Origin of the sequence: Nocardia carnea NBRC 14403 (assembly GCF_000308515.1) — a bacterium.
Lineage (GTDB): Bacteria > Actinomycetota > Actinomycetes > Mycobacteriales > Mycobacteriaceae > Nocardia > Nocardia carnea.
The window spans coordinates 41,425-65,887 of the sequence record NZ_BAFV01000122.1 but is presented as its reverse complement, the minus strand read 5'-3'; the positions used below and the strand labels follow the sequence as shown (position 1 = coordinate 65,887).

23 protein-coding genes and 1 riboswitch are annotated in these 24,463 nt (G+C 67.4%); of the genes, 8 read left to right on the top strand and 15 right to left on the bottom strand.

The window, feature by feature from the left end; genetic code table 11:
• From ON22_RS31240 to ON22_RS31225, 4 genes are all read right to left on the bottom strand, one after another.
• Nucleotides 1–780 carry an enoyl-CoA hydratase/isomerase family protein gene (locus ON22_RS31240; protein WP_033245707.1) on the bottom strand — a complete coding sequence of 260 codons (780 nt, stop codon included), beginning with the start codon at nucleotides 778–780 and terminating at the stop codon, nucleotides 1–3.
• Between the two features lie 5 nt (nucleotides 781–785).
• Nucleotides 786–1,730: an acyl-CoA dehydrogenase family protein gene (locus tag ON22_RS31235; protein ID WP_033245855.1), complete on the bottom strand. Its 945-nt coding sequence runs from the start codon at nucleotides 1,728–1,730 to the stop codon at nucleotides 786–788.
• Between the two features lie 478 nt (nucleotides 1,731–2,208).
• A complete protein-coding gene (locus ON22_RS31230) occupies nucleotides 2,209–3,429 on the bottom strand; it encodes an acyl-CoA dehydrogenase family protein (protein WP_051158330.1) in 1,221 nt (406 codons plus the stop codon).
• 71 nt (nucleotides 3,430–3,500) lie between these two features.
• Entirely contained in the window at nucleotides 3,501–4,148 is a 648-nt protein-coding gene (locus tag ON22_RS31225; RefSeq protein ID WP_033245857.1) for a TetR/AcrR family transcriptional regulator, read from the bottom strand.
• Nucleotides 4,149–4,184: 36 nt separating this feature from the next.
• Here ON22_RS31225 and ON22_RS31220 point away from each other — a divergent pair, with 36 nt between their 5' ends.
• The 5 genes from ON22_RS31220 to ON22_RS31200 all read left to right on the top strand — a co-directional run bounded on the left by ON22_RS31220 (nucleotide 4,185) and on the right by ON22_RS31200 (nucleotide 9,089).
• Nucleotides 4,185–5,486: an acyl-CoA dehydrogenase family protein gene (locus ON22_RS31220; protein ID WP_033245708.1), complete on the top strand. Its 1,302-nt coding sequence runs from the start codon at nucleotides 4,185–4,187 to the stop codon at nucleotides 5,484–5,486.
• Nucleotides 5,483–6,499 carry a phosphotransferase family protein gene (locus tag ON22_RS31215; RefSeq protein WP_033245709.1) on the top strand — a complete coding sequence of 339 codons (1,017 nt, stop codon included), beginning with the start codon at nucleotides 5,483–5,485 and terminating at the stop codon, nucleotides 6,497–6,499. The genes ON22_RS31220 and ON22_RS31215 overlap by 4 nt, the downstream gene beginning before the upstream one ends.
• Nucleotides 6,496–7,272: an enoyl-CoA hydratase-related protein gene (locus ON22_RS31210; RefSeq protein WP_033245710.1), complete on the top strand. Its 777-nt coding sequence runs from the start codon at nucleotides 6,496–6,498 to the stop codon at nucleotides 7,270–7,272. Before ON22_RS31215 ends, ON22_RS31210 begins: the two co-directional genes overlap by 4 nt.
• A complete protein-coding gene (locus tag ON22_RS31205; protein WP_231508680.1) occupies nucleotides 7,257–8,243 on the top strand; it encodes an NADPH:quinone oxidoreductase family protein in 987 nt (328 codons plus the stop codon). Before ON22_RS31210 ends, ON22_RS31205 begins: the two co-directional genes overlap by 16 nt.
• Before the next feature lie 279 nt (nucleotides 8,244–8,522).
• Entirely contained in the window at nucleotides 8,523–9,089 is a 567-nt protein-coding gene (locus ON22_RS31200; RefSeq protein ID WP_033245712.1) for a dihydrofolate reductase family protein, read from the top strand.
• Nucleotides 9,090–9,276: 187 nt separating this feature from the next.
• Here the strand turns inward: ON22_RS31200 and ON22_RS31195 are convergent, their stop codons facing one another.
• A complete protein-coding gene (locus ON22_RS31195; RefSeq protein ID WP_033245858.1) occupies nucleotides 9,277–10,095 on the bottom strand; it encodes an LLM class F420-dependent oxidoreductase in 819 nt (272 codons plus the stop codon).
• Between the two features lie 109 nt (nucleotides 10,096–10,204).
• Nucleotides 10,205–11,101 (bottom strand): bile acid:sodium symporter family protein, encoded by an 897-nt coding sequence (locus tag ON22_RS31190; RefSeq protein WP_033245713.1) that lies wholly within the window; start codon nucleotides 11,099–11,101, stop codon nucleotides 10,205–10,207.
• A 223-nt stretch (nucleotides 11,102–11,324) separates the two neighbouring features.
• Nucleotides 11,325–11,483, top strand: a riboswitch (FMN riboswitch).
• 75 nt (nucleotides 11,484–11,558) lie between these two features.
• Here ON22_RS31190 and ON22_RS31185 point away from each other — a divergent pair.
• Complete coding sequence (locus ON22_RS31185; protein ID WP_033245714.1) at nucleotides 11,559–12,008, top strand: 6,7-dimethyl-8-ribityllumazine synthase; 450 nt, start codon at nucleotides 11,559–11,561, stop codon at nucleotides 12,006–12,008.
• Here the strand turns inward: ON22_RS31185 and ON22_RS31180 are convergent.
• Together ON22_RS31180 and ON22_RS31175 are read right to left on the bottom strand one after the other, a co-directional pair.
• Nucleotides 11,981–13,555, bottom strand: coding sequence for an adenylate/guanylate cyclase domain-containing protein (locus ON22_RS31180; RefSeq protein WP_033245715.1), 1,575 nt, complete (start codon nucleotides 13,553–13,555; stop codon nucleotides 11,981–11,983). The two genes, ON22_RS31185 and ON22_RS31180, sit on opposite strands and share 28 nt — an antisense overlap.
• 142 nt (nucleotides 13,556–13,697) lie before the next feature.
• Nucleotides 13,698–14,120, bottom strand: coding sequence for a DUF6924 domain-containing protein (locus ON22_RS31175; RefSeq protein WP_051158329.1), 423 nt, complete (start codon nucleotides 14,118–14,120; stop codon nucleotides 13,698–13,700).
• 214 nt (nucleotides 14,121–14,334) lie between these two features.
• On the opposite strand from ON22_RS31175, the gene ON22_RS31170 reads away from it, so the two are divergent.
• Together ON22_RS31170 and poxB are read left to right on the top strand one after the other, a co-directional pair.
• The gene (locus ON22_RS31170) at nucleotides 14,335–14,700 is read left to right on the top strand and encodes an HPF/RaiA family ribosome-associated protein (RefSeq protein ID WP_033245860.1); all 366 of its coding nucleotides are present in this window, start codon (nucleotides 14,335–14,337) and stop codon (nucleotides 14,698–14,700) included.
• Between the two features lie 347 nt (nucleotides 14,701–15,047).
• Complete coding sequence (poxB, locus tag ON22_RS31165) at nucleotides 15,048–16,787, top strand: ubiquinone-dependent pyruvate dehydrogenase (RefSeq protein WP_033245716.1); 1,740 nt, start codon at nucleotides 15,048–15,050, stop codon at nucleotides 16,785–16,787.
• A 128-nt stretch (nucleotides 16,788–16,915) separates the two neighbouring features.
• Here the strand turns inward: poxB and ON22_RS31160 are convergent, their stop codons facing one another.
• The 7 genes from ON22_RS31160 to ON22_RS31130 form a co-directional block, all read right to left on the bottom strand.
• Nucleotides 16,916–17,539: a hypothetical protein gene (locus ON22_RS31160; RefSeq protein ID WP_081595964.1), complete on the bottom strand. Its 624-nt coding sequence runs from the start codon at nucleotides 17,537–17,539 to the stop codon at nucleotides 16,916–16,918.
• A gap of 94 nt (nucleotides 17,540–17,633) precedes the next feature.
• Nucleotides 17,634–18,782: an acyl-CoA dehydrogenase family protein gene (locus tag ON22_RS31155; protein WP_033245717.1), complete on the bottom strand. Its 1,149-nt coding sequence runs from the start codon at nucleotides 18,780–18,782 to the stop codon at nucleotides 17,634–17,636.
• A gap of 8 nt (nucleotides 18,783–18,790) precedes the next feature.
• On the bottom strand, nucleotides 18,791–19,954 hold the full coding sequence (locus ON22_RS31150) for a thiolase family protein (protein WP_033245718.1): 1,164 nt from the start codon (nucleotides 19,952–19,954) through the stop codon (nucleotides 18,791–18,793).
• Nucleotides 19,955–20,358: 404 nt separating this feature from the next.
• Nucleotides 20,359–21,207, bottom strand: a complete 849-nt coding sequence (locus ON22_RS31145) for an enoyl-CoA hydratase/isomerase family protein (protein WP_051158333.1) — start codon at nucleotides 21,205–21,207, stop codon at nucleotides 20,359–20,361.
• A gap of 5 nt (nucleotides 21,208–21,212) precedes the next feature.
• Nucleotides 21,213–22,448 carry a CaiB/BaiF CoA transferase family protein gene (locus ON22_RS31140; RefSeq protein WP_033245719.1) on the bottom strand — a complete coding sequence of 412 codons (1,236 nt, stop codon included), beginning with the start codon at nucleotides 22,446–22,448 and terminating at the stop codon, nucleotides 21,213–21,215.
• Nucleotides 22,448–23,215 carry an SDR family NAD(P)-dependent oxidoreductase gene (locus tag ON22_RS31135; protein WP_033245720.1) on the bottom strand — a complete coding sequence of 256 codons (768 nt, stop codon included), beginning with the start codon at nucleotides 23,213–23,215 and terminating at the stop codon, nucleotides 22,448–22,450. The genes ON22_RS31140 and ON22_RS31135 overlap by 1 nt, the downstream gene beginning before the upstream one ends.
• On the bottom strand, nucleotides 23,215–24,381 hold the full coding sequence (locus tag ON22_RS31130) for an acyl-CoA dehydrogenase family protein (RefSeq protein ID WP_033245721.1): 1,167 nt from the start codon (nucleotides 24,379–24,381) through the stop codon (nucleotides 23,215–23,217). The genes ON22_RS31135 and ON22_RS31130 overlap by 1 nt, the downstream gene beginning before the upstream one ends.
• Nucleotides 24,382–24,463: the final 82 nt, after the last annotated feature.

Below are 24,463 nucleotides of genomic sequence, written 5' to 3'. Positions count from 1 at the left end.
TTATCGCCGTGCCCGTTCACGGAGTGCTTCGAGGCGTTCCCGGTGTTCCGGGGATTGCATGGTGACCACTTCGGCCGCGAATCCGGCCTGTAGCGGACCGGCCAGGGCCTGCGCGAGATACATGTTCACCACCCGTTTGGTACTGCGCAGCGCGTTCTGCGGTTGTTTCGCCAACCGCTCGGCGAGCCGGCTCGCGGCCGGGAGCAGATCGTCGGCGGGCACCGTCCGGCTGGCCAGCCCGAGTTCCACCGCCGTGGCGGCGTCGATCCGGTCACCGGTGTACAGGTATTCGCGGGAACGCAGAATCGGGGTCAGCAGCGGCCAGAACGCGGCGCCGCCGTCGCCGGCCACCAGACCGACCGCCACATGCGGGTCGGCGAGATGGGCACGGTCGGAGATGAGGACGATATCGCAGAGGATGGCGATGCTGGCGCCCAAACCGACGGCCGGGCCGTTGACCGCGGCAATCACCGGCAGCGGGCAGCGCAGCAGTTCCTCGATGATCTCCGCGCCTTCGCGGATACTCTCGTCGCGGGCCACCGGATCGTCGAGGAACGAGGCGATCCAGTCCAGGTCGCCGCCGGCGCTGAACGCCCGGCCCGCACCGGTCAGGATCACCACCCGCGCCTCGGTATCGGCGGCCAGTTGCCGCCACACCTGCGCCAGCGCCCGATGCAGGTCCGCGTTCACCGCGTTCAGCTCGGCCGGCCGGTTGATCGTGACGGTGCGGATCGGTCCCGCACCGGTGACGGTGAGGACCTCCGGCAGGTCGTATCGCATAGGTCTCATACCCCCATCGGGTCGGAGAACAGTCCCGCCAGCCCGCGGCGGCCGATCCGGCCGGTCAACGCCTGCTCGGTGCCGACGGCGGCGAACGGCAGGCGCCGTAACGGAAGACTGTAGCGGGACAGCCACGACAACGTGGTCTCATCGCAGAACCCGGCCGCGCCGTGCAGCTGATGCGCCACCCGGAACACGATATCGGCCGCCTCGATCGCGGCAAGGCGCAAGGCGAGGGCGTCGTCGAGCGCTTCGGTACGCCCGGATTGGATACTCCACAGGGCGTACCGGGCCAGCAGGTCGACTCCCCGCCGCTCGACCTCGGCCTCGGTGAGCTGGAATTGCACACCCTGGAATTCGGCCAGTGGGCGCCCGAACTGTTCGCGGATCCGCACATGCGCCCGGGTCAGTTCGAGGGCCCGGTCCAGCATGCCCAGCAGCGTCCAGCACGGAAGTGTCAGCGCGAGCGCAAGGTCCGCGGTGCCGTCCCCCGCCACGGGCCGGATGGCCAGCGGGACGACGAACGCCGACTCCCGCGCGGACTGCGCGGTCGCGGACGGGGTCGCCACTCCGCGCTCCCCCGCCACGGATACGGTTGCCCACCGGAGGTCGGTACCCAGCACCGGCCCCGCGGGTTCCGGCCCGGACACCACGATCAAACCGTCGTAACCCGGCTCGTCCGGCCGCGCCAGCCGCTCCGCCACCGGGTACGGAGCCGCCCAGTAGCCGCCGGCCCGGCATACCGCTGCGGCCGCCTCGAGCTCCACCGGGTCACGCCGCGGTGCCAGCTCCCAGACACCGAGTTCGCCGAGCACCGGTTCCACCCTCTCGCCTCGGCTGCCCGGCGCCCGTTCCGCCCGCTGCACGAGGTCGTCGCCGCCGGCCGCGCCGAGCGCCCGCACCACTTCGCGACCGAATTCCTCGGCCTCCGAGCTCAATTCGAGGCGCAATTCGTGGTCGGCGCCCGCCGAGGTGTGGCTGTGATCCACGATTGTTGCGCCCCCTGGCCGGGAGTCGCCGGAGCGCGGATCCCGTCGACTGGGTGTACTCACGCTGTCCTCCTCCGCCGGACGCGGTATCCCTGCCGGTTGTGGGCAGCTCGCGCGTCCTCCTGCGTTGCCCGCACCCGCTCGGGCCCCGAACGATCTTCCGCCCCACCACGAACCCGGACCCGGTGCCGATTCGATCGCCCGGATCCGGTCCCCGGTGCCCGACCGGCCACCGCATCGTGTGCCGCCTGCCTGTCGCAATACCCGCACCCGGCCGCATCGACGGGGTCGCCCGTGACCGGGTTCCCATCCGACGCCGCGGACCGTGAGGTTTCCGTTCCCGGGTCGGCGGACCTCATCGCGGGCGCAGCCGGACGAGACTGCGGCGGGCAGTCCGGCGGCCGCGCCACAGTATCGGTTGCCGCGGCAGGTGAACCACTCACGACCGGACCTGTCCGGTGACCGGACCGGCGTTGTTCGCGCGACCGGGCCGGCCCGCGGCAGTCCCCCTCGCGGGGTCTGCGAGCAGTTCCCGCGCCAGCAGGATGCGCTGCACCTCGATACTGCCGGACGCCACGGTGGCAGCATTGGCGTAGCGCCAGTGGTCGTGCACGGCACGCTGGAATCGCCGCCTGTCATCCGTATCGCCGGGTACGGTCGCGGCCAGTTCCACCAGCACTTCGGCGCTGTCCTGATCGAGCCGGGTCACCGCGATCCGATAGGCCGCCGCATCCCCCGGCGCGACCGTGCCCGAATTCTGCAGCGAGAGCACCTGATAGGCCAGCAGCCGGGCCCGGCGGCAGCGCATCAGCATGCGCGCCCAGCGGCCACGCAGCACCTCCGGGATTTCGTCCCAGTACTCGGCGAGAACTTCGGGCGCGGTGTGCAGCAGCCGTTCACAACGGGCGTAGCGGGCGATGCCTACCCGCTCGAAGGCCAGCACCTCCTGGACCACCGACCAGCCGTTGCCCACTTCGCCCAGCACATCGGCCTCGGTCGCCCGGACGCCGTCGAAGAACACCTCGTTGAGGTGGTGCGGTCCGAGCATTGCGTCGATGGGCCGGACAGTGATTCCCGGATCGGACATCGGCAGCAGGAAAACTGTGAGCCCCTGTTGTTTACGGCCTTCGTGCGAGGTCCGGGCCAACAGGAAACACCATTGCGCCATGGTGGCGTAGGAGGTCCAGATCTTCTGCCCGGAGATGGACCAGCCGTCACCGTCGCGCCGGGCGGTGGTGCGCAGCGACGCGAGATCGGATCCGGCCTCGGGTTCACTGAACCCCTGACACCAGATGACCTCCCCGCGGGCGATCGGCGGAAGATGTTTGCGCTGCTGTTCGGGCGTTCCGTGCCGCATGATGGTCGGCCCGACCCAGTTCACGCCCATGTATTGCGCGCCGCGCGGTTCGTGCTGCGCCCACATCTCCTCGCGCACCACGGTCTGCTCCCAGATCGAGGCACCGCGCCCGCCGTACTCGTGCGGCCAGGCCAGGCACAGCAGTCCGCGTTCGGCCAGCGTCGCGCAGAAGCGCTGAGCGACAGCAAGATCCGCGGGATCATCGGTGAAGGCGCCCAGATATCCGGCGGGGACCTCGGCGGCGATCAACCGGCGTAGCTCACCGCGGAGCTCCCCGGCGGTCGCACCCATCGTGAAGTCCATGGGCGTACATTACGTCAATCCTAACAAGGATTGCAATGTTTACCGTGTTGGACCGGACTGTATCGGCGCCCCTATCGAGCCTCAGCGGCAGCTACAGAGAGACAGAATCCGGCCAGCCGCTCGACCTCCTCCGGCACCGGCTCGGCATTCGACCAGAGATACTCCGACAACTTGCCGACGATCGCGTAGGCAACCAACCCCGCACAGTGCTCCGGCTCCCGCACCCCGAGCCCCGCGAACGGCTCGTACAGCAGAACCGCGAGCCGTTGCGGCGCCGAACCGGCCTGCCCCGACACCAGATCCATGCCGAGCGCACCGGTCTGGCACAGCACCGCCCGGGTATCGGCCGCGCTCGCCGGCTCGGCCTGCGCCAGGATCGCCGCCACCCAGCTCCGCACTCGCCCTTCCGGTCCGGATTCCTTCGACATCCGGTGCGCGACATAGTCCGCGAGCCGCTCCGCCCCATCCGCCAGCACGGCCGCCATCAGCGCATCCTTCGACCGGAAATGCCGATAGAAGGCATCGTTGGACAGCCCGGCGGCGGCCACGATATCGGCGACCCGGGGGCGGGTATTCGGACCACCCTGCCGCACCTGATCGAGCGCGGCATCGAGGAGCCGGCGGATCTCGCCGGCGTATTCGGCCTCTCGCTCGGCCACCGCCTTCCGGGCGATCCGCCCGACCAGCCCCAACTCCGGAAGAATTGCATTCTTGTCCACAAGAAGGATATTCTCACCGAACGAGAGGAGTTGCAAATGGCATGGGATTTCGAGACCGAACCCGACTTCCAGGCGAAGCTGGACTGGGCCGATACCTTCGTCCGGGACGAGGTCGAACCCCTGGATCTGGTGTGGCCGCATCAACAGTTCGTGCCGCTCGAGGGCGCCCGCCGAGCGGCGATAGATCCGCTCAAACAGCGGGTGCGGGATCAAGGCCTGTGGGCGACCCACCTCGGCCCGGAGCTGGGTGGCCAGGGATACGGGCAGCTGAAATTGGCGCTGCTCAACGAGATCCTGGGCCGCAGTTCCTGGGCGCCCATCGTGTTCGGCTGCCAGGCCCCCGATACCGGGAACGCCGAGATCATCGCCCACTACGGCACCGAAGCCCAGAAGCAGCAGTATCTGCAGCCGCTGCTCGACGGCGAACTGTTCTCCTGCTATTCGATGACCGAACCGCATGCCGGCGCGGATCCCACCCTGTTCCGCACCCGCGCCGAACGCGACGGTGCCGACTGGGTGATCAACGGCCGGAAGTTCTTCTCCTCCAACGCCCGTACCGCATCGTTCCTGATAGTCATGGCGGTGACGGACCCCGACGTGAGTCCCTACAAGGGGATGTCGATGTTCCTGGTGCCCGCCGACACCCCCGGCATCGAGATCGAACGCAATATCGGACTGGCCGGTGAACCACTGAACGACGGTTCGCACGCACTCATCCAGTACGACAACGTCCGGGTACCCGCCGAATCGCTGCTCGGCGGCGAAGGCCAGGCATTCGTCATCGCACAGACCCGGCTCGGCGGCGGCCGGATCCACCACGCCATGCGCACGATCGGACTCGCTCAGAAGGCCGTCGACATGATGTGCGAGCGCGCGCTGAGCCGGGAAACCGCGGGCACCCGGCTCTCGGATAAACAGTTCGTCCAAGGCTATATCGCCGATTCCTACGCCCAGCTGAAACAGTTCCGGCTGCTGGTACTGCATACGGCGTGGGAGATCGACAAATACAACGACTACAAGAAGGTCCGCAAGGATATCGCCGCGGTGAAGGTCGTGATGCCGGCCGTCCTGCACGATATCGCCTGGCGGGCCATGCAGGTCCACGGCGCCCTCGGCACCACCAACGAGATGCCGTTCTTCACCATGATCCACGGCGCCGGGGTGATGGGACTGGCCGACGGACCCACCGAGGTCCACAAGATGACCGTCGCCAAACAGGTACTACGCGACTACCGGCCCAGCGACGACGACTGGCCGACCGAATGGATTCCCCGGCGACTCGAGGCGGCCCGCGCCAAATACGCCGAATACGTGGACACCGAGGCGGACAACCTATGATCGACTTTGCGCCACTGGCGAATTGGATGGACGAAATTGGGCTTCCGGGCAAGGGCGAACCACTGCAGACCCGGTTGCTGTCCGGCGGTACACAGAACGAGATCTACGAGATCACCCGCGGCGAACACCGGTGCGTACTGCGCATACCGCCCGTGCACGCGCCCGCCGACCGGGACAAGGGCATTCTGCGGGAATGGCGGATCATCGAGGCCCTGGACGGCACCGATGTCCCGCATACTCCTGCCGTGGCCGTATGCACCGATACCGCCGTACTCGGCCGCACCTTCTACCTGATGGGATTCGTGGACGGCTGGTCGCCGATGGACCATCGCCGGGTCTGGCCGGCGCCCTTCGATACCGACCCCGCCGCCCGCGCCGGCCTCGCCTATCAGCTCGCCGAGGGGATCGCCCTGCTGTCCACCGTGGATTGGCGCGACCGGGGCCTGCACGATCTGGGCCGGCCGGACGGCTTCCACGAACGCCAGGTTGCCCGGTGGACCGGCTTCTTCGACCGGATCAAGGGCCGCGAACTCGACGGGATGGACACCGCGACCCGCTGGCTGCGCGAACACCGCCCGCTGGACTACCGCCCCGGCCTCATGCACGGCGACTACCAGTTCGCCAATGTCATGTACCGCGACGGCGCACCTGCCCGGCTGGCGGCCATCGTGGACTGGGAGATGGGCACTGTCGGCGATCCGAAACTGGATCTGGCGTGGATGGTGCAGAGCTGGCCCGCCGACACCTCCGCACCGGACGATTCCGGGTATGTGGATATGCGCGATATGCCCTCGCGTGATCAAGTGGTGGCGCATTATGCGGAGGTGTCCGGACGCCAGGTCGATGATCTCGACTACTACCTGGTGCTCGCCAAATGGAAACTCGCCATCGTGCTGGAACAGGGTTTCCAGCGCGCGGGCGATGATGTGAAGCTGCAATCCTTCGGCCCGATCGTCCCCGAACTCATGCGGTCGGCCGCCGAACTCGCCGAAACAACGGAGTACCGCACATGAGCGATGACGAATTCCTGGTCGAAACCCGCGGTGCGGTCACCGTGCTCACCCTGAACCGGCCGCAGGCCCGTAATGCGCTGAACGGGAACCTCATCGCCGGGATCGGCGCCACCGTGCTGGCCGCCGAGCAGGATCCCGGGATCCGGGCGCTGGTTCTCACCGCGGCCGGTGAGAAGGCGTTCTGCTCGGGTATGGATCTGCGAGCATTCTCGGGCGGCGAAGATGTGGGGTTCAGCGATACTCCGGAGAACCGCGCGTTCCAGCGTCTCACCCGTGGCAAGGTGGAGGTCCCGGTGATCGGCGCCGCCAACGGCACAGCGGTCGGTGGCGGCCTGGAGTTGTTGCTGGGCTGCGATCTGATCGTCGCCGCGGAGACCGCGAAATTCGGGCTGCCGGAGGTGCAGCGCGGATTGTTCCCCGGTGGCGGCGGCACCTATATCGCCGAGCGGATACCCCTCGGGATCGCCCTGCAACTCACTTTGACCGGCGACTATTTCACCGCGGCCCGCGGCTACGAGATCGGCCTGTTCAATGCGGTGACACCCGCGGACCAGGTGCTCGGCACCGCGATCGCGTTCGGCGAACGGATCGCCGCCAACGGGCCGTTGGGCGTCGCGGCGTGTAAGGAACTCGTACGGTTGTCGGTCACCGACCCCGGCAAGGCCGCCGAACGGTTGCGGCACTGGCAGGGTGTGGTGTTCGCCAGCGCCGACGCCAAAGAGGGCGCCATGGCGTTCATGGAGAAGCGAGAGCCGGTGTGGCAGGGGAAGTGACCGTCCGGGCGGTGGTCTGTCCCGAATACGGGACACCGGACGTCCTGCGGATCGAGAAGCGGCCCGTACCCGTGCCCGGAGAGGGGCAGGCGCGGGTGCGGGTGCGCGCCGCGGCCGTGAACTTCCCGGATGTGCTGTTGATCGGTGGCAAATATCAGATCGCCGTGCCGCCCCCGTTCGTGCCCGGTAGTGAATTCGCCGGGGAGATCGTCGAATTGGGCCCGGGGTGCGAGGGGCGGTCGGTCGGGGATCGCGTCACCGGTACCGGGCTCTACGGCGCTTTTGCCGACCAGATCCTCTCCCCCGCCGCGAATCTCACGCCGATACCGGACGGCGTGGACGATCACACGGCGGCCGCGTTCGGTGTCGCCTACCGCACCGCCTATCACTGCTTGCGATCGGTGGCCCGGGTCGGCCCGGGCGACACCGTGATCGTGCTCGGTGCGGGCGGCGGTGTGGGGCTGGCGGCCGTGCAACTGGCGGTCGCGGTCGGTGCGGACGTGGTCGCGGTGGCCTCCTCGGCCGCCAAACTGGCCACCGCCCACTCCTACGGCGCGACCCACCTGATCGATCACCGCGACGGCACGCTGCGCGAACAACTCCGCACCGCCGTCCCCGACGGCGCCGCCGCGGTCCTCGACCCGGTCGGCGGCGTCCTGTCCGAACCCGCGCTGCGTTCGCTGGGCCGGGGCGGACGTTTCGTCACCATCGGCTACGCCTCCGGAACCGTGCCCCGCATCCCACTGAACCTGGTGCTGGTCAAAGGGTTACATCTCCTGGGGTTCCAGTTCCAGGACATCGATCCCGGCGAGTTCGGCAGAAACGAAAAGGAACTCACCGGCCTGCTCGTCTCCGGCCGTGTATCCCCCCATATCGGCGCCGTATTCCCCCTCGAACAGGCAGCCGCGGCGCTCGGCGAGGTCGCGGCCGGCCGAGCGGTCGGCAAGATCCTCCTCGACCCGGACGCCTGACATCACAGTTCCGATAGTTGTCGAACACCTCGAGCACTCTCGGGATTCTGTTGAAGTCACCGCTCCTGGGGCAAGATCAGCAGCACCCATGAACGGCGAGGGCCACGATGACCAATTGCCAATCGGGGCCGTGGCCGGCCCCTCTCCGGCCCGGGCGCGGGGGCGACCGATGAGTTCGGCTCCACCACGTCGTCCGAACAAGGGGAAGCTCCCCCTTCCGCACCGGCGACGCGGGCCTCGACGCTCGCCGGCCGGCCGATACGGGGCACTGGAGTGCAGATGGGCAAGGTCGCCTGGGGATTCACGTGTTCGATCGACGGGTTCATCGCCGGACCGGGGCACGATATGAGCTGGCTTTCGGCGACCGAACCGTCCGCCCCCGAGACCACCGAACAACTGGCCGCGGAGGTCGGCGTGATCATCTCCGGCCGGGCCGGCTACGACGCGGCGATCGCCCAGCGCGACGAACGCGACGAGCTGACCTCCGCGGCCTACGGCGGCGCATGGTCGGGTACCGAAATCATCCTCACGCACCGCCCGGACGAACTGGCCGACGATCCGTCCGTGGTCGCGCTGAACTGCGATATCCGGGAGGCTGTCCGCCGCGCGCAGGACATCGCCGGTGACCGGAATATCCAGATCATCAGCGCCGATATCGCCCGCCAGGCACTCGAACACGACCTCATCGACGAGTTGCAGGTTTTCGTCGCCCCGGTCTTCCTCGGCGACGGCATCCGGATCTTCGACGTGCCCGGCGGGCGGCAAATCGACTGGGAACTGGTCGAGATCTACGACCACAGCCCGCGCAGCTTCGGCCGCGCCTACCGCCCGAAACGGCGCCGATAGCCGGGCAGCCGTCCGTACGGCGCGCCTTCCCACTCCGCCACGCTCCGACGGTATCTACACACCGCAGATGCCGAAAGCGTCGCGATCGGCGCGGAACCTCGCTGCCCATATGCGGTCCGCGAACCGGCGAAGCTGTGTGAAACACACCGAGGTCGCCATGGAGTTCGACGTCCTGGCATCCTCGCGATCAGATCAGTTCGGCAAATCGATCGAGGCGGCGCAGGCTTTCGAGTTCGGATTGGGTGGGCAGGTTGAACAGGGCCTCGTCCACCCCGGCCGCGGCCAGTTCGGCGACGATTTCGGGTTCGGGTGGGACACCGAACATGGTGACCTGCATGGGCCGGTTCGCGCGTTCGCGGAGCTCGGTGATGCGGGCCGGTAGGTTGTCTGTGCCGCGGCCGTAGAGGGGCATCCAGCCGTCGCCGAAGTCCAGAACACGGTCGAAAGTGGTCGGCCCGGCGCCGCCCACCAGAACCGGCGGGTGGGGTGTGCGGACCGGTTTGGGGTAGGAGAACACCGGGCCGAAGTCGACGAACTCGCCGTGGAACTCCGCTTCGTCCTGGGTCCAGAGGGCCTTGATCGCCAGCACGCGTTCGCGCAGCAGCCGCATCCGGGTTGTCGGGTCGGTGCCGTGGTTGCGCATTTCCTCACGGTTCCAGCCGGCGCCCACACCGAGGACGGCGCGCCCGTTCGACACCCGGTCGAGGGTGGCGACCTCTTTGGCCAGGTGGATAGGGTCGCGTTGGACGACGAGCGCGATACCGGTACCGACCCGCAGGCGTTCGGTGACCGCCGCGGCTGCCGCCAGGGCGACGAACGGATCGAAGGTCCGATAGTAGTGGCGGGGCAGTTCATCGCCACCGGGCCACGGCGAGGTCCGTTCCACCGGAATATGCGAATGCTCGGCCAGGAACAGCGAACCCAGACCGCGCTCCTCCAACGCGCGGCCGAGCGCCGCCGGGCCGATGCCGTCATCGGTGACGAAAGTCGAAACGCCGTAGTCCATGACCCACCTCCTCCACCGGTTCCGAGGCGTGTTACCTCCGAACCGGATATCCGGTCTGCCGAGTTCGATTCGTCCGGCACCGTTGCGCACCGTGAACTCGGATACGACCTTATCGAGGAGGCGCGGCCTCAGCAGACACCGAGGTCCGGCGGGCACGGTGGGACCTGGCGAACAGGACGGCAGCGATCGATGCGGGAATGTTCATGAGGAATCCGTACAGCCCGGCCGGCACGGCCATCGTTTCGCTGCCCAGCACGGTGGTCGCGATAGTGATGGCCAGCGCGGCGTTGTGCACGCCGATCTCCATTCCGGCGGCAACGGCGTCGGCGGGTTCCACGCCGAAGGCCCGGGGCACCAGATAGCCGACGAGCAGGCTGCAGATACAGAGCAGCAGAGCGACCGGGCCCAGGTCGCCGAGGTGTTCGGTGACGGTGTCGAATTCCGAGAACAGGGCGGCGGCCACCACGAACACGAGAACACCGGCGGCGGCGATCTTCACCGTGGACTGCCTCCGGCCCGACCAGTCCGGGTAGCGCCGGCGCACCCACATACCGACCGCCACCGGAACCAGAACCAGGGCGAAGACCTGAACGAACTTCGCGGGATGGAAGACGATCGCCGCGCTGTCGTCCAGGAACACCGCATAGGACAGGGCGACCACGAGGGGCAATGTGACCACGGCGAGGACGGAATTGATCGCCGTCAGCGTGATGTTCAAGGCGACGTTACCGCCGGCGATATGGCTGAAGAGATTCGCCGAGGTGCCGCCGGGTGAAGCGACCAGCAGCATCATCCCTACCGCAAGCACTCCGTCCACACCGAACAGGTGTATCAGGCCGAAGCAGATCAGCGGCAGCACGACGAGCTGGCAGAGCAGCGCGATCACGGCGGTTTTCGGGTACTTCACGACCCGGGTGAAGTCATCGGCCGTCAGGGTCAGCCCGAGGCCGAACATCACGATCCCCAGCGCGAGCGGCAGGGCTGTCGCGAAAAGGGTGGAACCCATATGCGTCCTTCCGACAGTCGAGGCCTACCCGGGTTGCGGGCAGCATCGACCTGGGCTTCGCCCCGGGTGCGTACCGTACCCGGGTCGAAGCGATCATCGATACGGTCGCCTTATATCTTTTCGACAGCTGCGACCGGCGCAAGCCGACAAACCTTCGGGGTAGGCAGCGATCACCAGGGGTGCTGTCGCCGCAACCGCAGGGCATTGTTAAAGTCCGCGCTGTACACGTTCTCAGGGCGGGGTGGAATTCCCCACCGGCGGTAATGGCATCCGGGCCGATCCGGGGGCACGAGCCCGCGAGCGCCACCACCCGTGGTGGGTCGAGCAGATTCCGGTGCGATCCCGGAGCCGACGGTCACAGTCCGGATGAAAGAGAACGCGGCAGCGGAGTGCCCGGGCACGGGCCGCTCCTGTTCGCGTTGCCATGCCCTGGGTGACATAGCGAAGAGGAGTACATATGTCGCCCACCTCGAACCGCATCGCTCTGGTTGCCGCGCGCTGGCACGCCGATATCGTCGACCGCGCGGTGGAATCCTGCCGGTCCGCGCTGGCCGGGCACGGGTTCACCGAGGTCGACGTGATCGAAGTACCCGGGGCGTTCGAGATCCCGCTGCGTATCAAACGGCTGGCCGCCACCGGCCGGTACGCCGCATTGGCCGGTTGCGCCCTGGTGGTCGACGGCGGTATCTACCGGCACGATTTCGTCGCCTCGACCGTGGTTGATGCGCTCATGCGAATCCAGCTCGAGGCCGATGTTCCAGTGTTCTCGGCGGTCCTGACCCCGCATCACTTCCATGAGCACAGTGAGCATCTGACGTACTTCACGCGGCATTTCGAGACCAAGGGTGCGGAGCTGGCCGCCGCCATCGCGGCCACGGTTCAACTCGATACCGTCGAAGCCCGCTGAACGGGGCGGGCCAGCCGGGTCGGGGTGAGCCGGCCGCGCAGCGTCACCGATTCGCCGAGCTGCCAGTGCCCGGCTTCGGTGGCTGCGGCCGCGGTGACCGTCTTACCCGAGGTGAGCAGCAGGGAATCCTGCTTCGCCAGTTCGCAGAGCCGGGCGGCTTCGTTGACGGCGTCACCGATCACCGTGAATTCGTAGCGCTGCCGGGCACCGACATTACCGGCGACGACCCGGCCCTCGGCGATGCCGATCGCTGCCTCGAATTCCGTACCGCCGCTATCGAGCCTGGCGCGGATCGCGCGGCCACATGCCAATGCCGCGCCCGCGGCGTCGGACAGTTGCGCCGGGGTGCCGAACACGGCCAGTGCCGCGTCGCCTTCGAATTTGTTGAGCAGGCCGCCGTGCTTTTCCACCTCGTCCACCACCACGTCGAAGAACCGGTTGAGGATCGCGACCATTTCGGGTGCGCTCAGGGTCGCGGCCATGGTGGTGGAGCCGACGATATCGATGAACAGTGCCGCGGCCTCGACCTCGGCTCCGCCGAGCACCGGTTTCCCGGCCAAAGCGGCCTTGGCGACCTCGTGCCCGACATGCCTGCCGAACAGATCCCTGATCTCCTCGCGTTCGCGGAGCCCGCCGACCATATTGTTGAAACCGCTCTGCAACTCGCCCAGTTCGGTGCCGTCGTACACCGCGAGCGTGAGATCGAATTCGCCCTTCTCGACTTCGCGCATCGCCCGGCGCACACCACTGATCGGGGCGACTGTCGCGGCCAGTGTCTGAATCATCAGCAGGGAGCCGATCACGAGGGCCGCCCCGCCGAGCGACAGTACGCACACCGCCAGTCGCGTGATGCTCACATCGCCGGTGGTCAGCGCCACCACCGCCACCACCATCAGGCCTGCCACCGGTAGACCCGAGCCGACCAGCCACATCAGCAGCGATCGCCCGAAGACACCGATCCCGCTGCGGGCGCGAGAGGTTCTCGCCGACAGCACCCGCGAGGTCACGGGCCGCAACGCGAATTCGATGATCAGGTAGGTACTCGCACACACCACGATCGCGCTGAAGGTGATGCCGAACGCCACTTTGGGGATCAACCGGGGGTCGGCGACTCCGGCCAGCAGCGTGAGCACGACCACTCCCCCGAACCACAGCAACGCCTGCATCCGCACCAGCCGCCGCGGCACGGCCGCGGCGGCGGCCTGCTGTTCCTCGGTGGGCACCGTTTCGGGATCGAGAGCCCAGCCCAGTGCGCCCAGCCCGCGGGCGGTGCCCCACCACACACCGATCAAGACCGCGACCGCCGCGTACACCGGAGCCGCGACCGCATCGATCAGGATCATCTTCTCGGTGAACACGGAAGGTCCGGGCAGGACGAAACCGATCAGCGTGATCGATACGAAGACACCGGCCAGGTTGGCCAGCACGATCGGCACCGTCAACAGCAGTTGGATACGAAGCCGCCGGATTCCCGCGGCCTCCTCCTCACGCCCGAGTAGTCGCGACCCCCATGGCGCCGCCGCGAGTGGGTCGTTGCTCCGCGGCATGTTCTGCCCGCCCTTTCCGGATCCACGCGTACCGAGTGCCGGTAGACCGGTACGGCGCCCGAGCTAAGGCATACCACGTCCGTAGAGGCTGCACAGCTCGGCCTGCACCTGGCTTGTTACCGGTCGTGAGTGCCGGCCGCGTTCACCGATCGAAGCCGCGGAAAACACCGTCGTCGTCGACATTGCCGGCGTAGTCCTCGAAGTCCACGTTGGCGAGAAGGAAGTTGACCTCGACCTCGACCATCGCGATCGGCGCGATCCGGAATACCGGGTCGCCATCCCCGCGGACATCCTCGTCGCTGGTATCGACCGCCAGCAGCGGGTGCTCGGGGTCGGTCATTGTGGTGGTGTCGGCGAGGAAAACATAGGTCTGGCCATCGACCAGATCACCTAGGTCGGCGGGGGCCAGCCCGGCGAAGGTCACGTCGTCGACGGGTGTCAGCTCTGTCATCGTGTCTTCGTCATAGGACGCGATGACCGCCGCGAGGGTTTGGGCCCAGGCCGCGTCGTCGCTGAAGTCCGTACGCACCAGAAGCGATTCGCCCTCGGGCAGAGATCGTGCCATACGTCCGAGTATGTACTACGACAGCGGAACACCATGCGCCACCGATATTCCGACGTCAAGATTCGCCGATACGAAAACTCTCGGATACGAGGCGGCGTCAGAATCCACCGATAGATGACGTCACAGATCGTCGATAGAACCAGGCGGAGTCGATAATGAGCACCATCCGCTTCTGCCCATGGGTACGGTTGCCATCTACCAGAATGGATCGCATATGCAAATTCAGATCAATACTGATAGCAACATCGACAGCGGTGACAAGCTGATCCGGCACATCGAGGGGGAGATCGCTTCGGCGCTCGAGCGCTTCAGCGACCAGATTGTCAGCGTCGAAGCCCACCTCAGTGATCAGCACGCGGGCAAAGGTGGGCCAGGCGACAAGCGATGCGTGTTGCAGGCTCGTCCAACCGGTCAGCAGCCGGTCGCGGTGACCCACAACGCCGTGACGATCGACGACGCCTGTCGGGGTGCGGCCGAGAGCATGGCACATCTGCTCGCCAGCCGGTTCGGCCGACTGCACGAGACAAAGGGTGGCGATTCCATCCGGCACCCGCATAAGGATCACCCGCACCCGAACTGAGTCAGCAGCAGCGGGTCGTTCGGCACCGGGTAGCGACTATCCGTGCAGCAAGCCACCCTCTCGACCGCGGCCGGGTGCTACCGCAGATGGTTTCGCGCAGGGCGTGAACCTGCGTACCGGCCGCAGCCGGACCGACCGGATCACGAACCGACAGACAGACCGACCCTCTCGCGGAACTACAGCGGAAAATACCTGGCTGCCAAGCCTTTCCGGCCCCATCAGGCCGGGCTCGCAGCGTGTTTCACATTACATTAATCCTAGCAAGGATAACAAGGATTGCTACCTGTTTTCCGATACGCGGCGGCGACCTCACCGACGATCGCCACCGGCGCGCGTAGGGTCGCGCCATGGCGACTGTTGCTCAACATATGATCTCTGCGCTGCAGGTCAGCGGGGTGAGCCGCGTGTACGGGTTGCCCGGTGACAGCTTGAACGGATTCACCGACGCGATACGGCGATCGGACGGCACCATCACCTGGGAGCACGTCCGGCACGAGGAGGCCGCCGCGTTCGCCGCGACAGCGGATGCCGCGCTGACCGGCGGGCTCGCCGTCTGCGCCGGGAGCTGCGGCCCCGGCAATCTCCATCTGATCAACGGGCTCTACGACGCGCAGCGCACCAGGGTTCCGGTACTGGCCATCGCCGCGCATATCCCGATCGCCGAGATCGGCTCCGGCTATTTCCAGGAAACCCACCCGGAAGAGTTGTTCCGCGAGTGCAGCGTCTACTGCGAACTCGTGAGCAGCCCGCAATCGGCTCCACGGATCGTGGAGATGGCGATGCGGGCGGCCGTAGAAGAACGCGGCGTCGCCGTCGTGGTGATCCCCGGGGAGGTGTTCCAGAGCAAGCTGTCCGGCGATCGCTGGAGCACGAGGCCGGTACTGCCGTCCCGGTCGGTGGTCCGGCCCGACGACACCACACTGCGCCGGGCGGCCGACATCCTGAATGCCGGGTCGCGGGTCACGATCCTCGGCGGGGCCGGGACGGCAGGCGCCCACGACGAGGTCATGAAGCTGGCCGCAACGCTGCAATCTCCGGTTGTCCACGCATTCCGCGGTAAGGAATACCTGGAGTACGACAACCCGTACGACGTGGGAATGACCGGGCTGCTCGGATACGCCTCGGGATACAAGGCGATCAAAGAAGCCGATGTACTGCTGATGCTGGGTACCGATTTCCCGTACACGCAGTTCTATCCGGAGGACGCCGCGGTCATCCAGGTCGATATCCGCGGCAGCCACCTCGGGCGGCGCACGCCGGTCGACGTGGGCATGGTGGGCAGTGTGCGGGACACCGCCGAGGCGCTGTTGCCACTGCTCACCCGGAAAACGGATCGGGCACACCTGGACCGGTCGCTGCGGCATTACCGGCGCACCCGCGCTTCACTGGACGAACTCGCGGTCGACGACCGGGGTCGCACCCCCATCCGGCCGGAATACGTTGCCGGTGTGGTGAACCGGTCGGCCGCCGACGATGCGGTGTTCACCTTCGATGTGGGGTCCCCGACGACCTGGGCGGCGCGCTACCTGACCATGAACGGGCAGCGGCGGCTGACCGGTTCGTTCACCCACGGCACGATGGCCTGCGCGCTACCGCATGCGATCGGCGCGCAGACGGCGTACCCCGGACGCCAGGTGATCGCCCTCGCTGGGGACGGCGGGTTGACGATGCTGTTCGGTGAGTTGCTCACGCTGGTGCAGAACGACCTACCGGTCAAGGTGATCGTGTTCAACAACTCGTCACTGAACTTCGTGGAGCTGGAGATGAAGGCCGCCGGGGTGGTGAACTTCGGTACCGGCCTGGACAATCCCGACTTCGGTGCCGTCGCCCGCGCGATGGGAATATGGGGTCGCCGGGTCGAGCAGCCGGGCGACCTGGAGCCGGCGATCGCGGAGGCGTTGGCCCACGACGGTCCCGCGCTCGTCGATATCGTCGTCGCACGGCAGGAATTGACGATCCCGCCGGCCGTGTCGGCGGAGCAGGCCAAGGGTTTCACCCTCTACGCCATCCGCACCATCCTCGCCGGCCGCGGCGACGAACTGCTCGATCTGGTCACCACCAACGTCGCCCGGCGCATCCTCGACTAGGCGGCGCGGGAACACACCGGCAACCGGTGAGCCGGCGGTAACCGCGCCGTCGATCGAACCGATCCGCAGCTGCCGGGCCGGCCCGGAAGGCGCTCGGTCCGACGGTGGACGCCTGGGCGATCCGCGGGTCAGACCGCGCGGACCAGTGCCTGGCGGCCCCGCAGGTCCGCCAGTAGAACCTCGCCGCTGTGGAAGATCTCGAGGTCTTCGTCCGCGCGCTCGGCGATCCCCGCCGCGCCGAGCGCGCAGCGCTTGAACGCCCGGGCGGCGGTGCTCAACCGGTGGTGCGCCGAGGACACCCGGCAGGCGAGTTCGTCGGGTAGGTCGTCACCCCAGACCGCCAGTTCGGACAGTCCCTTGTCCAGGCAGTCGATGGCCCCTCGGCGGACCCATTCGTTGGTGACGAACACATCGGGTGCGAGCAGCACGCTCTCCGGCCAGGTGGCGTGTACCGGGGAGGCGAGGGCGGTGGTCAGGTCCAGGACGGTGGCGCCGAGGATCTCCAGGGGGCGGACGTCGTCGTGTTCGGTGAGGACGGCGACCACTTCCCAGCCGGCCATCATCCGGTCGAAGATGAAACCGCCCGCGTACTGGACCGCATCCACGGTGTTCGGGGCGACGATCGCGAGCCGGTGCCGCAAGGGATGGCGCCGGGCGTGCGCACGCACGAGGTCGACCGGATGTAGCCCCGCGCGGATTCCGCACTCGGTGTCGACGAGGCAATCGACGTGCTCATCCCGTGGACCGATCACCGGGTACTCCGTTCGATAAACCAACTGCTGAAACAGTAGGGTCGAACGGGCCTCTGTGATGTGGATCTCACCGAAATATCCAGTGTGCTATACATCACAATCCGAGGTCTTTGGCAATGATAACTTTCATGACCTCGCTGGTACCCGCGTAGATACGGGCCACCCGGGCATCGGTGTAGAGCCGGGCGATCGGATACTCCATCATGTAGCCGTAACCGCCGAACAGTTGCAGGCAGCGGTCCACGATACGGGCCTGCGTTTCGGTGGCGAACAGTTTCACGCGGGCGGCGTCCGCGCCCGAGAGTTGCCCGTCCACCAGGTCCAGCACCGCCCGGTCCGCCATGGTCTGTGCGGCCTCGACCTCCGCGGACATGGCGGCGAGCTCGAATTTGGTGTTCTGGAACGACGCCACGGGCGTCCCGAAAGCCTTGCGTTCCCGCACATATTCGATAGTCGCGGCTACCGCGGCCCGGGCCTGCGCCACCGAGCCCACGGCCACCGTCATCCGTTCCTGCGGCAGATTGTGGCCCAGATAGCCGAAGGCAACACCTTCCTCCCCCAGCCGGTTGACCACCGGCACCCGCACATCGGTGAACGACAACTCCACCGTGTCCTGCACCTTGCAGCCCATCTTGTCCAGCACCCGGCCGCGTTCGAAGCCGGGCATCCCGTCCTCGACGACGAGCAGGGTGAGCCCGGCACGCCGGTTCGCGGGGTCGGTAGCGGTCCGCGCGACCACGATCACCAGATCGGCGAGTAGTCCACCGGTGATGAAGGTTTTCGCACCGTTGAGGATGTAGTGGTCGCCGTCGCGGACCGCGGTGGTGCGGATACCGGCCAAGTCGGAGCCGGTGCCGGGTTCGGTCATGGCGACGGCGGTGAGCAGGCTGCCGTCGGCCAGGCCGGGGAACCAGCGGGCCCGCTGATCGCGGTCGGCGTATTCGAGGAAGTACGGCAGGATCACATCCAGCTGCGTGCGAACCGTGCCGAGCGTGACCAGCGCGCGCTGCGCCTCCTCCTGCAACACCACGTTGTAGCGGTAATCACGGGTGCCCATACCGCCGTATTCCTCGGGAATGGCGGTACCGAGCAATCCGAGTTCGCCGAGGCGGCGGAACACCTCACGCGGCATCTGTCCCTGTTTCTCCCATGCGGGATAGTTCGGGACGACTTCCTTTTCGATGAACTCCCGCGCGAGGTCCCGGAAGGCCTCATGGTCGGGGCTGAACAGATCGCGGCGCATAATTCTTCCTAGGTAATCAATTCCACGACGGTGGCGTTGGCCGTACCGCCGCCCTCACACATGGTTTGCAGTCCGTAGCGAATTCCGTTGTCGCGCATGTGGTGCAGCATCCGGGTCATCAGCACGGCACCGGAGGCACCGAGCGGATGGCCCAGTGCGATCGCGCCACCGAGCGGATTGACCAGGTTCGGGTCGGCCCCCGTTTCGGCGAGCCAGGCCAGTGGAACGGGCGCGAATGCCTCGTTCACTTCGAAAGTCCCGATATCGGCGAGCGATAGGCCGGCCTTGCGCAGCACCTTCTCGGTGGCCGGGATCGGGCCGGTGAGCATGAGTACCGGGTCGGCACCGGCCACCGCGCCGGCGCGATAGCGGGCCAGCGGGCGCAGGCCCAGCTGGGTTGCCAGATCGGCGGTGGTGATCAGCAGGGCGGCGGCGCCGTCGGAGATCTGGGAGGAGTTACCGGCGTGGATGACACCGTCCTCCTGGAACGCCGGTTTCAGATTCGCCAGTTTCTCCGCGCTGGTGCCGCGCCGGATCCCTTCATCGGCGGTGACCACACCGCCCTCGGTGAATTCGCCGGCCGGGGCGGTGACCTCGACGATCTGCTCGCCGAACGCCCCACGATCCTGCGCCGCGGCGGCCAGTTCATGGGACCGCGCCGAGTATTCATCGAGAACAGACCGGCCGAAACCCCATTTCGCGGAGATCAGTTCGGCCGATATGCCCTGGTTGAAGGAGAAGTCGTCGTACCGCGCCAGCACAGCCGGGCCATACGGCTGACCGGTGGCCCGCGCGGCGCCGAGCGGCACCCGGCTCATCACCTCGACTCCCCCGGCCACGACCACATCCTGTTGCCCCGACATCACGGCCTGCGCCGCGAAGTCCAGCGCCTGCTGACTCGACCCACACGCCCGGTTCACCGTCGTTCCCGGGATGGATTCCGGCCACCCCGCCGCCAGGACGGCGTAGCGGGCGATATTGCTCGACTGATCACCGACCTGGGACACACAACCCCATACGACATCGTCGATGAGCTGCGTGCTCACCCCGGTCCGCTCGACCAGCTCCCGCAGCACCACCGCGGACAGGTCCGCGGCGTGCATCGCGGACAGCCCACCCTTCCGTTTGCCGACCGGTGTCCGCACCGCACCGGCGATCACTACTTCGCGCATCTACCCACTCCGTTCCGAGACGTCCCTGCCGTCGCTGTCGTACCCGGCGCGCCGGCGACACGCCCCTTTCGACCGGCTTGTTCGCCGCTGCCCCATCATCGCGAACCGGCGAGCCCGGCCCGCGCCGAGACTCGGTCCCGCTCCGATTGCCCCACAACCCACCGGCCGCCTCCGAACCTGCGCGCCGCACGCTCCTACACCGGCCCAGCCGACCGGACGGCGTGCCACCTGCTGTGCGCGGGCCTTTTTCCTGGTCACCCGCGGCCCGGCCCGTCGAGTACCGCTGTAACAACCCGGTTCGCGTTGTGTCCGGCCGGTGCACGCCGGGTTCACCCGGACGGTCGGTGGCGGGAGGAGCCTGCGGAATCCAGGTGTCTCCCGCAGGTAATACCGCACCTCGGCAACTACTCATTCTCTCGGCCCCTGACAGCCTTCGATCCCTCCGCGTGACCGCCGTTTCCTGCGGGTGGCAGGGACCACGCGCCGGTGAACCCGGGTGCGCGTTTCTCGGCAAAGGCCGCATACGCCTCGGGGGCGTCGGCGGTGGCGAAGTTGACGCCTTGGGCACGGGATTCACCGGCGAGCGCCTCCCGGAGCGTCACGTCGGCGCCTTCGTTGAGCAGTGCTTTGGTCTGCGCGAGCGCGACCGGTGGTCCGGCGGCCAGCCGGGCGGCGAGATCATCGGTGAACGCGTCGATCTCGTCGGCGGCGACGATCCAGGTGACCAGTCCGAGTGCCTCGGCGCGGGCGGCGTCGATGGTTTCGGCCAGCAGCGCGAGTCGTTTCGCCTGCTGCAATCCGACCAGTTTCGGCAGCAGCCACGAGCCGCCCAGGTCGAGTGAGAGGCCGCGCCGGGCGAAGATCTGCGCGAAGGTCGCGTCCGGGGTGGCCACCACGAGATCGCAGCCCAACGCCAGGTTCCAACCGGCGCCGACCGCCACTCCGGTCACCTTGGCGACGGTGGGTGTCGGCAGTTCGTGCAGTTGCAGCGCCAGATCGCTGAAGATCCGCATCTTGTCCATCGGATGCCGGGCATCCGGCACCGAGATATCGGCACCCGAGCAGAAGGCACCGCCGGCGCCGGTGAGCACGAGCGCACGTACCGACCGGTCCATGCCGGTATCGCGCAGGACGTCCGCGAGCTCGCGCCACATGGCCCAGGTCATCGCGTTCTTGCGGTGTGGCCGGTTGAGCGTGACGGTACGGATGCCGTCGTGATCGGCGACGAGCAGTTCACCGGCACCGTTGCCCACGGCGTTCACGACTGATCCCGTTCGGCCGCCACCGCGGCGTATTCGGGGCCGATCACCTGCGCCTTGCGCAGTTCGGCGATTTCCGCCGTTGCCCGGCCCAGTTCGCGCAGTACCGCGTCGGTGTGTTCGCCGAGACCCGGTACCGCACCCATCGGGGGTTCGAAGCCGTCGACGACCGCCGGGGGCAGCAGCGCCGGGATCGGTCCGCCCGGACTGTCGATATCGCGCCAGCGATCACGGGCGGAGAGTTGCTGGTGCTCGAGGACGTCGGTGGTGGTGTTGTAGCGGGAGTTGCCGATTCCGGCGTCGTCGGCGGCCTTCTGCACCTCGGCGAGGGTGTGCTCGGCGCACCAGGCGCCGATTGCTTCGTCGAGATCCCCGCGATGCCTTACCCGGTCGGAATTCGTGCCGAACCGAGGGTCCTCGGCCAGATCGGCCCGTCCGAGGATATCGCGTGCCAGCCGTTGCCATTCCCGGTCGTTGGTGGTGCCGAGGACGACCGTCTGCCCGTCGCCGGTGGCGTAGGCGCCGTAGGGGGCGACCGCGGGTGAGCTCATTCCGAGCGGCTGCTGTTCCACACCGGAATGCCGGGTGTAGTTCAGGTGGTAGCCCATCATCTCGGCCATGGTGTCGAACAGGCTGAGGCTGATGGTGCCACCGGGCGGGCCGGTGTCCCGGTAGCGCCCGCACAAGGTCGCCAGGATCGACAGCGCCGCATACAGTCCCGTGGTCACATCCGCCACGGGCGGCCCCGGTTTCGCGGGTTCACCGGGCCGGCCGGTCACCGCGCACACCCCGGACTCGGCTTGGACGAGCAGATCGTAGGCGCGTTTGTGCGAGAGCGGTCCCCCGGCGCCGAACCCGTCGATCTCCAGGGCGATCAGCCGGGGATACCGTTCGGCGAGGGTGGCGGGGGCCAACCCGAGGCGCGCGGTGGCGCCGGGCGCGAGGTTCGATACCAGGACATCGGCGCGGGCGAGCAGCTCGCGCAAGACCTGCAGGCCGCGTTCGGATTTCAGGTTCAGGGTCACCGATTCCTTGCCGCGGTTCACCCAGACGAAATGCGCGGCCTGCCCGGCTACCACATCGTCGTAGTGCCGGGCGAAGTCCCCGCCCACCGGGTTCTCCACCTTGATCACCCGGGCCCCGAAGTCGGCGAGAGTACGGGTGCACATGGGCGCCGAAACTGCCTGTTCCAGCGCCACCACCAGAACTCCGGCCAGCGGACCGGCGGCCGGCATCACATCACCATGCCGCCGTCGACCGGCAGCACCTGGCCGGTGACGAAGGACGCTGCATCGGAGGCCAGGAAGACGAATGCCCCGGCCACTTCCTCGGGTTCGGCCCAGCGGCGCAGCGGGATCCGGTTGATCATCTGCTCCGCGAACTTCTCGTCGGTGCGGATGGTCTCGGTCATCGGCGTGGCGGCCAGCGGCGCCAGCGCGTTCACCAGGATGTTCTTGCGGGCGAGTTCGCGGGCCAGCGATTTGGTGACCCCGATGATCCCGGCCTTGGCGGCGGAATAGTTCACCTGCCCCAATGTCCCGGTGAGTCCCGCGGAGGAGGTGACGTTGATGATGCGGCCGGTGCCGTCCGTGGCGAGGTACGGCAGTGCGGCCTGACTGCAGTTGAAGGTGCCCAGCACGTGCACATCGAAGATCTTGCGCATCGATTCCGGGGTCGTTTTCGGGAACATGGCCGGCGCGGTGATCCCGGCATTGTTCACCACGATATGTATTTTCCCGTCGCCCAGTTCGGCCGCCTGCTCGGCGGCCGCGACCGCGGATTCCGGGTCCGCGACATTCAGCGCGCAGGCCCGCGCGGTACCGCCGTCGGCGGTGATCTTCTCCGCGACCGTCCCCGCCGCGGCACCGTCGAGATCGGTGACCAGCACCGCCGCACCGTGGGCGGCCAGTGCCCGCGCCACCGCCGAACCGATACCGCCGGCGGCACCGGTGACCAGGGCTGCGCGGCCGGTCAGATCGAATAGTCCGTTTTTCGCTGCCATCAGTAACTCCTCGGCATTCCCAACACGTGCGACCCCAGATAGTTGAGGATCATTTCCTGACTGATCGGCGCGATCCGCATCACGCGTGACTCCCGGAAGTACCGGGAGATGTGATACTCCTCCGAATACCCCATCCCGCCGTGCGTCTGCATCGCCCGGTCGGCGGCTTCGAATCCGGCTTCCGCGCACAGATATTTGGCGGTGTTGGCCTCCCGGCCACAGGGTTTGCCCTGGTCGTACAACCAGGTCGCTTTCCGCAGCACCAGTTCGGCCGCGTCCAGCCGGGCCAGCGAATCGGCCAGCGGGAACTGGATTCCCTGATTCTTGCCGATGGGCCGCCCGAAAACTTCGCGTTCGTTGGCGTAGCGCACCGCACGATCCAGTGCGACCCGCCCGATCCCGAGCGCTTCCGCCGCGATCAGCATGCGCTCCGGATTGAGGCCGTCGAGCAGATATTCGAACCCGCGACCTTCCTCTCCGACCCGGTCTTCCACCGGGATCCGCAGATCGTCGATGAACAGTTCGTTCGACGAGACCGCATTGCGGCCCATCTTCGGAATGGGCCGGATATCGACGTGGTCGCGGTCGAGATCGGTGAGGAACAGCGTCATCCCGCTGGTCTTCTTCTCGACATCGTCGTATTTCTGGGTGCGGGTGAGCAGCAGGATCTTCTCGGATTCCAGCGCTTTGGAGATCCAGACCTTGCGGCCGTTGACCACGTAGTGGTCGCCGTCGCGGCGGGCGAAGGTGGTGATCCGGCTGGTGTCCAGGCCGGCGCCCGGTTCGGTGACGCCGAAACACACATGCAGGTCACCGCGTGCGACCCGAGGCAGGGTGCGCTGTTTCAGTTCTTCCGAGCCGTGCACGATCACCGGCTGCATACCGAACAGGGACAGGTGGATCGCGGTGGCGGCGTTCATCCCGCCACCGGATCGGGAGACCTGTTCGGCCAGGATCGAGGCCTCGGTGATCCCGAGGCCGTGCCCGCCGTACTCCTCGGGAATGCAGATACCCAGCCAGCCGCCGTCGGCGATGGCGCGATAGAACTCGGTGGGGAATTGGTGATCCCGGTCCTTCTCCATCCAGTACTGATCGTCGAATTTCCGGGCCAGTTCGGCCACCGAATCCCGGATCAGCCGCTGATCCTCGGACAGCTCGAAACTCATACCCTCGGACACATCAACTCCTCTCGTCATCGCCGCCGCGCCCCCGCGCGGCCGCAGGTCACCGCCGTCACTCAGATCAACT

What these genes read in the sequence shown, in the direction of transcription:
- ON22_RS31150 (WP_033245718.1), bottom strand. Translation starts at nt 19,954, where the DNA reads ATGCGCGAAGTAGTGATCGCCGGTGCGGTGCGGACACCGGTCGGCAAA.
- ON22_RS31180 (WP_033245715.1), bottom strand. Translation starts at nt 13,555, where the DNA reads ATGCCGCGGAGCAACGACCCACTCGCGGCGGCGCCATGGGGGTCGCGA.
- ON22_RS31185 (WP_033245714.1), top strand. Translation starts at nt 11,559, where the DNA reads ATGTCGCCCACCTCGAACCGCATCGCTCTGGTTGCCGCGCGCTGGCAC.
- ON22_RS31140 (WP_033245719.1), bottom strand. Translation starts at nt 22,448, where the DNA reads ATGCCGGCCGCCGGTCCGCTGGCCGGAGTTCTGGTGGTGGCGCTGGAA.
- ON22_RS31170 (WP_033245860.1), top strand. Translation starts at nt 14,335, where the DNA reads ATGCAAATTCAGATCAATACTGATAGCAACATCGACAGCGGTGACAAG.
- ON22_RS31155 (WP_033245717.1), bottom strand. Translation starts at nt 18,782, where the DNA reads ATGCGCCGCGATCTGTTCAGCCCCGACCATGAGGCCTTCCGGGACCTC.
- ON22_RS31130 (WP_033245721.1), bottom strand. Translation starts at nt 24,381, where the DNA reads ATGAGTTTCGAGCTGTCCGAGGATCAGCGGCTGATCCGGGATTCGGTG.
- ON22_RS31215 (WP_033245709.1), top strand. Translation starts at nt 5,483, where the DNA reads ATGATCGACTTTGCGCCACTGGCGAATTGGATGGACGAAATTGGGCTT.
- ON22_RS31175 (WP_051158329.1), bottom strand. Translation starts at nt 14,120, where the DNA reads ATGGCACGATCTCTGCCCGAGGGCGAATCGCTTCTGGTGCGTACGGAC.
- poxB (WP_033245716.1), top strand. Translation starts at nt 15,048, where the DNA reads ATGGCGACTGTTGCTCAACATATGATCTCTGCGCTGCAGGTCAGCGGG.
- ON22_RS31230 (WP_051158330.1), bottom strand. Translation starts at nt 3,429, where the DNA reads ATGGACTTCACGATGGGTGCGACCGCCGGGGAGCTCCGCGGTGAGCTA.
- ON22_RS31210 (WP_033245710.1), top strand. Translation starts at nt 6,496, where the DNA reads ATGAGCGATGACGAATTCCTGGTCGAAACCCGCGGTGCGGTCACCGTG.
- ON22_RS31220 (WP_033245708.1), top strand. Translation starts at nt 4,185, where the DNA reads ATGGCATGGGATTTCGAGACCGAACCCGACTTCCAGGCGAAGCTGGAC.
- ON22_RS31240 (WP_033245707.1), bottom strand. Translation starts at nt 780, where the DNA reads ATGCGATACGACCTGCCGGAGGTCCTCACCGTCACCGGTGCGGGACCG.
- ON22_RS31190 (WP_033245713.1), bottom strand. Translation starts at nt 11,101, where the DNA reads ATGGGTTCCACCCTTTTCGCGACAGCCCTGCCGCTCGCGCTGGGGATC.
- ON22_RS31135 (WP_033245720.1), bottom strand. Translation starts at nt 23,215, where the DNA reads ATGGCAGCGAAAAACGGACTATTCGATCTGACCGGCCGCGCAGCCCTG.
- ON22_RS31200 (WP_033245712.1), top strand. Translation starts at nt 8,523, where the DNA reads ATGGGCAAGGTCGCCTGGGGATTCACGTGTTCGATCGACGGGTTCATC.
- ON22_RS31195 (WP_033245858.1), bottom strand. Translation starts at nt 10,095, where the DNA reads ATGGACTACGGCGTTTCGACTTTCGTCACCGATGACGGCATCGGCCCG.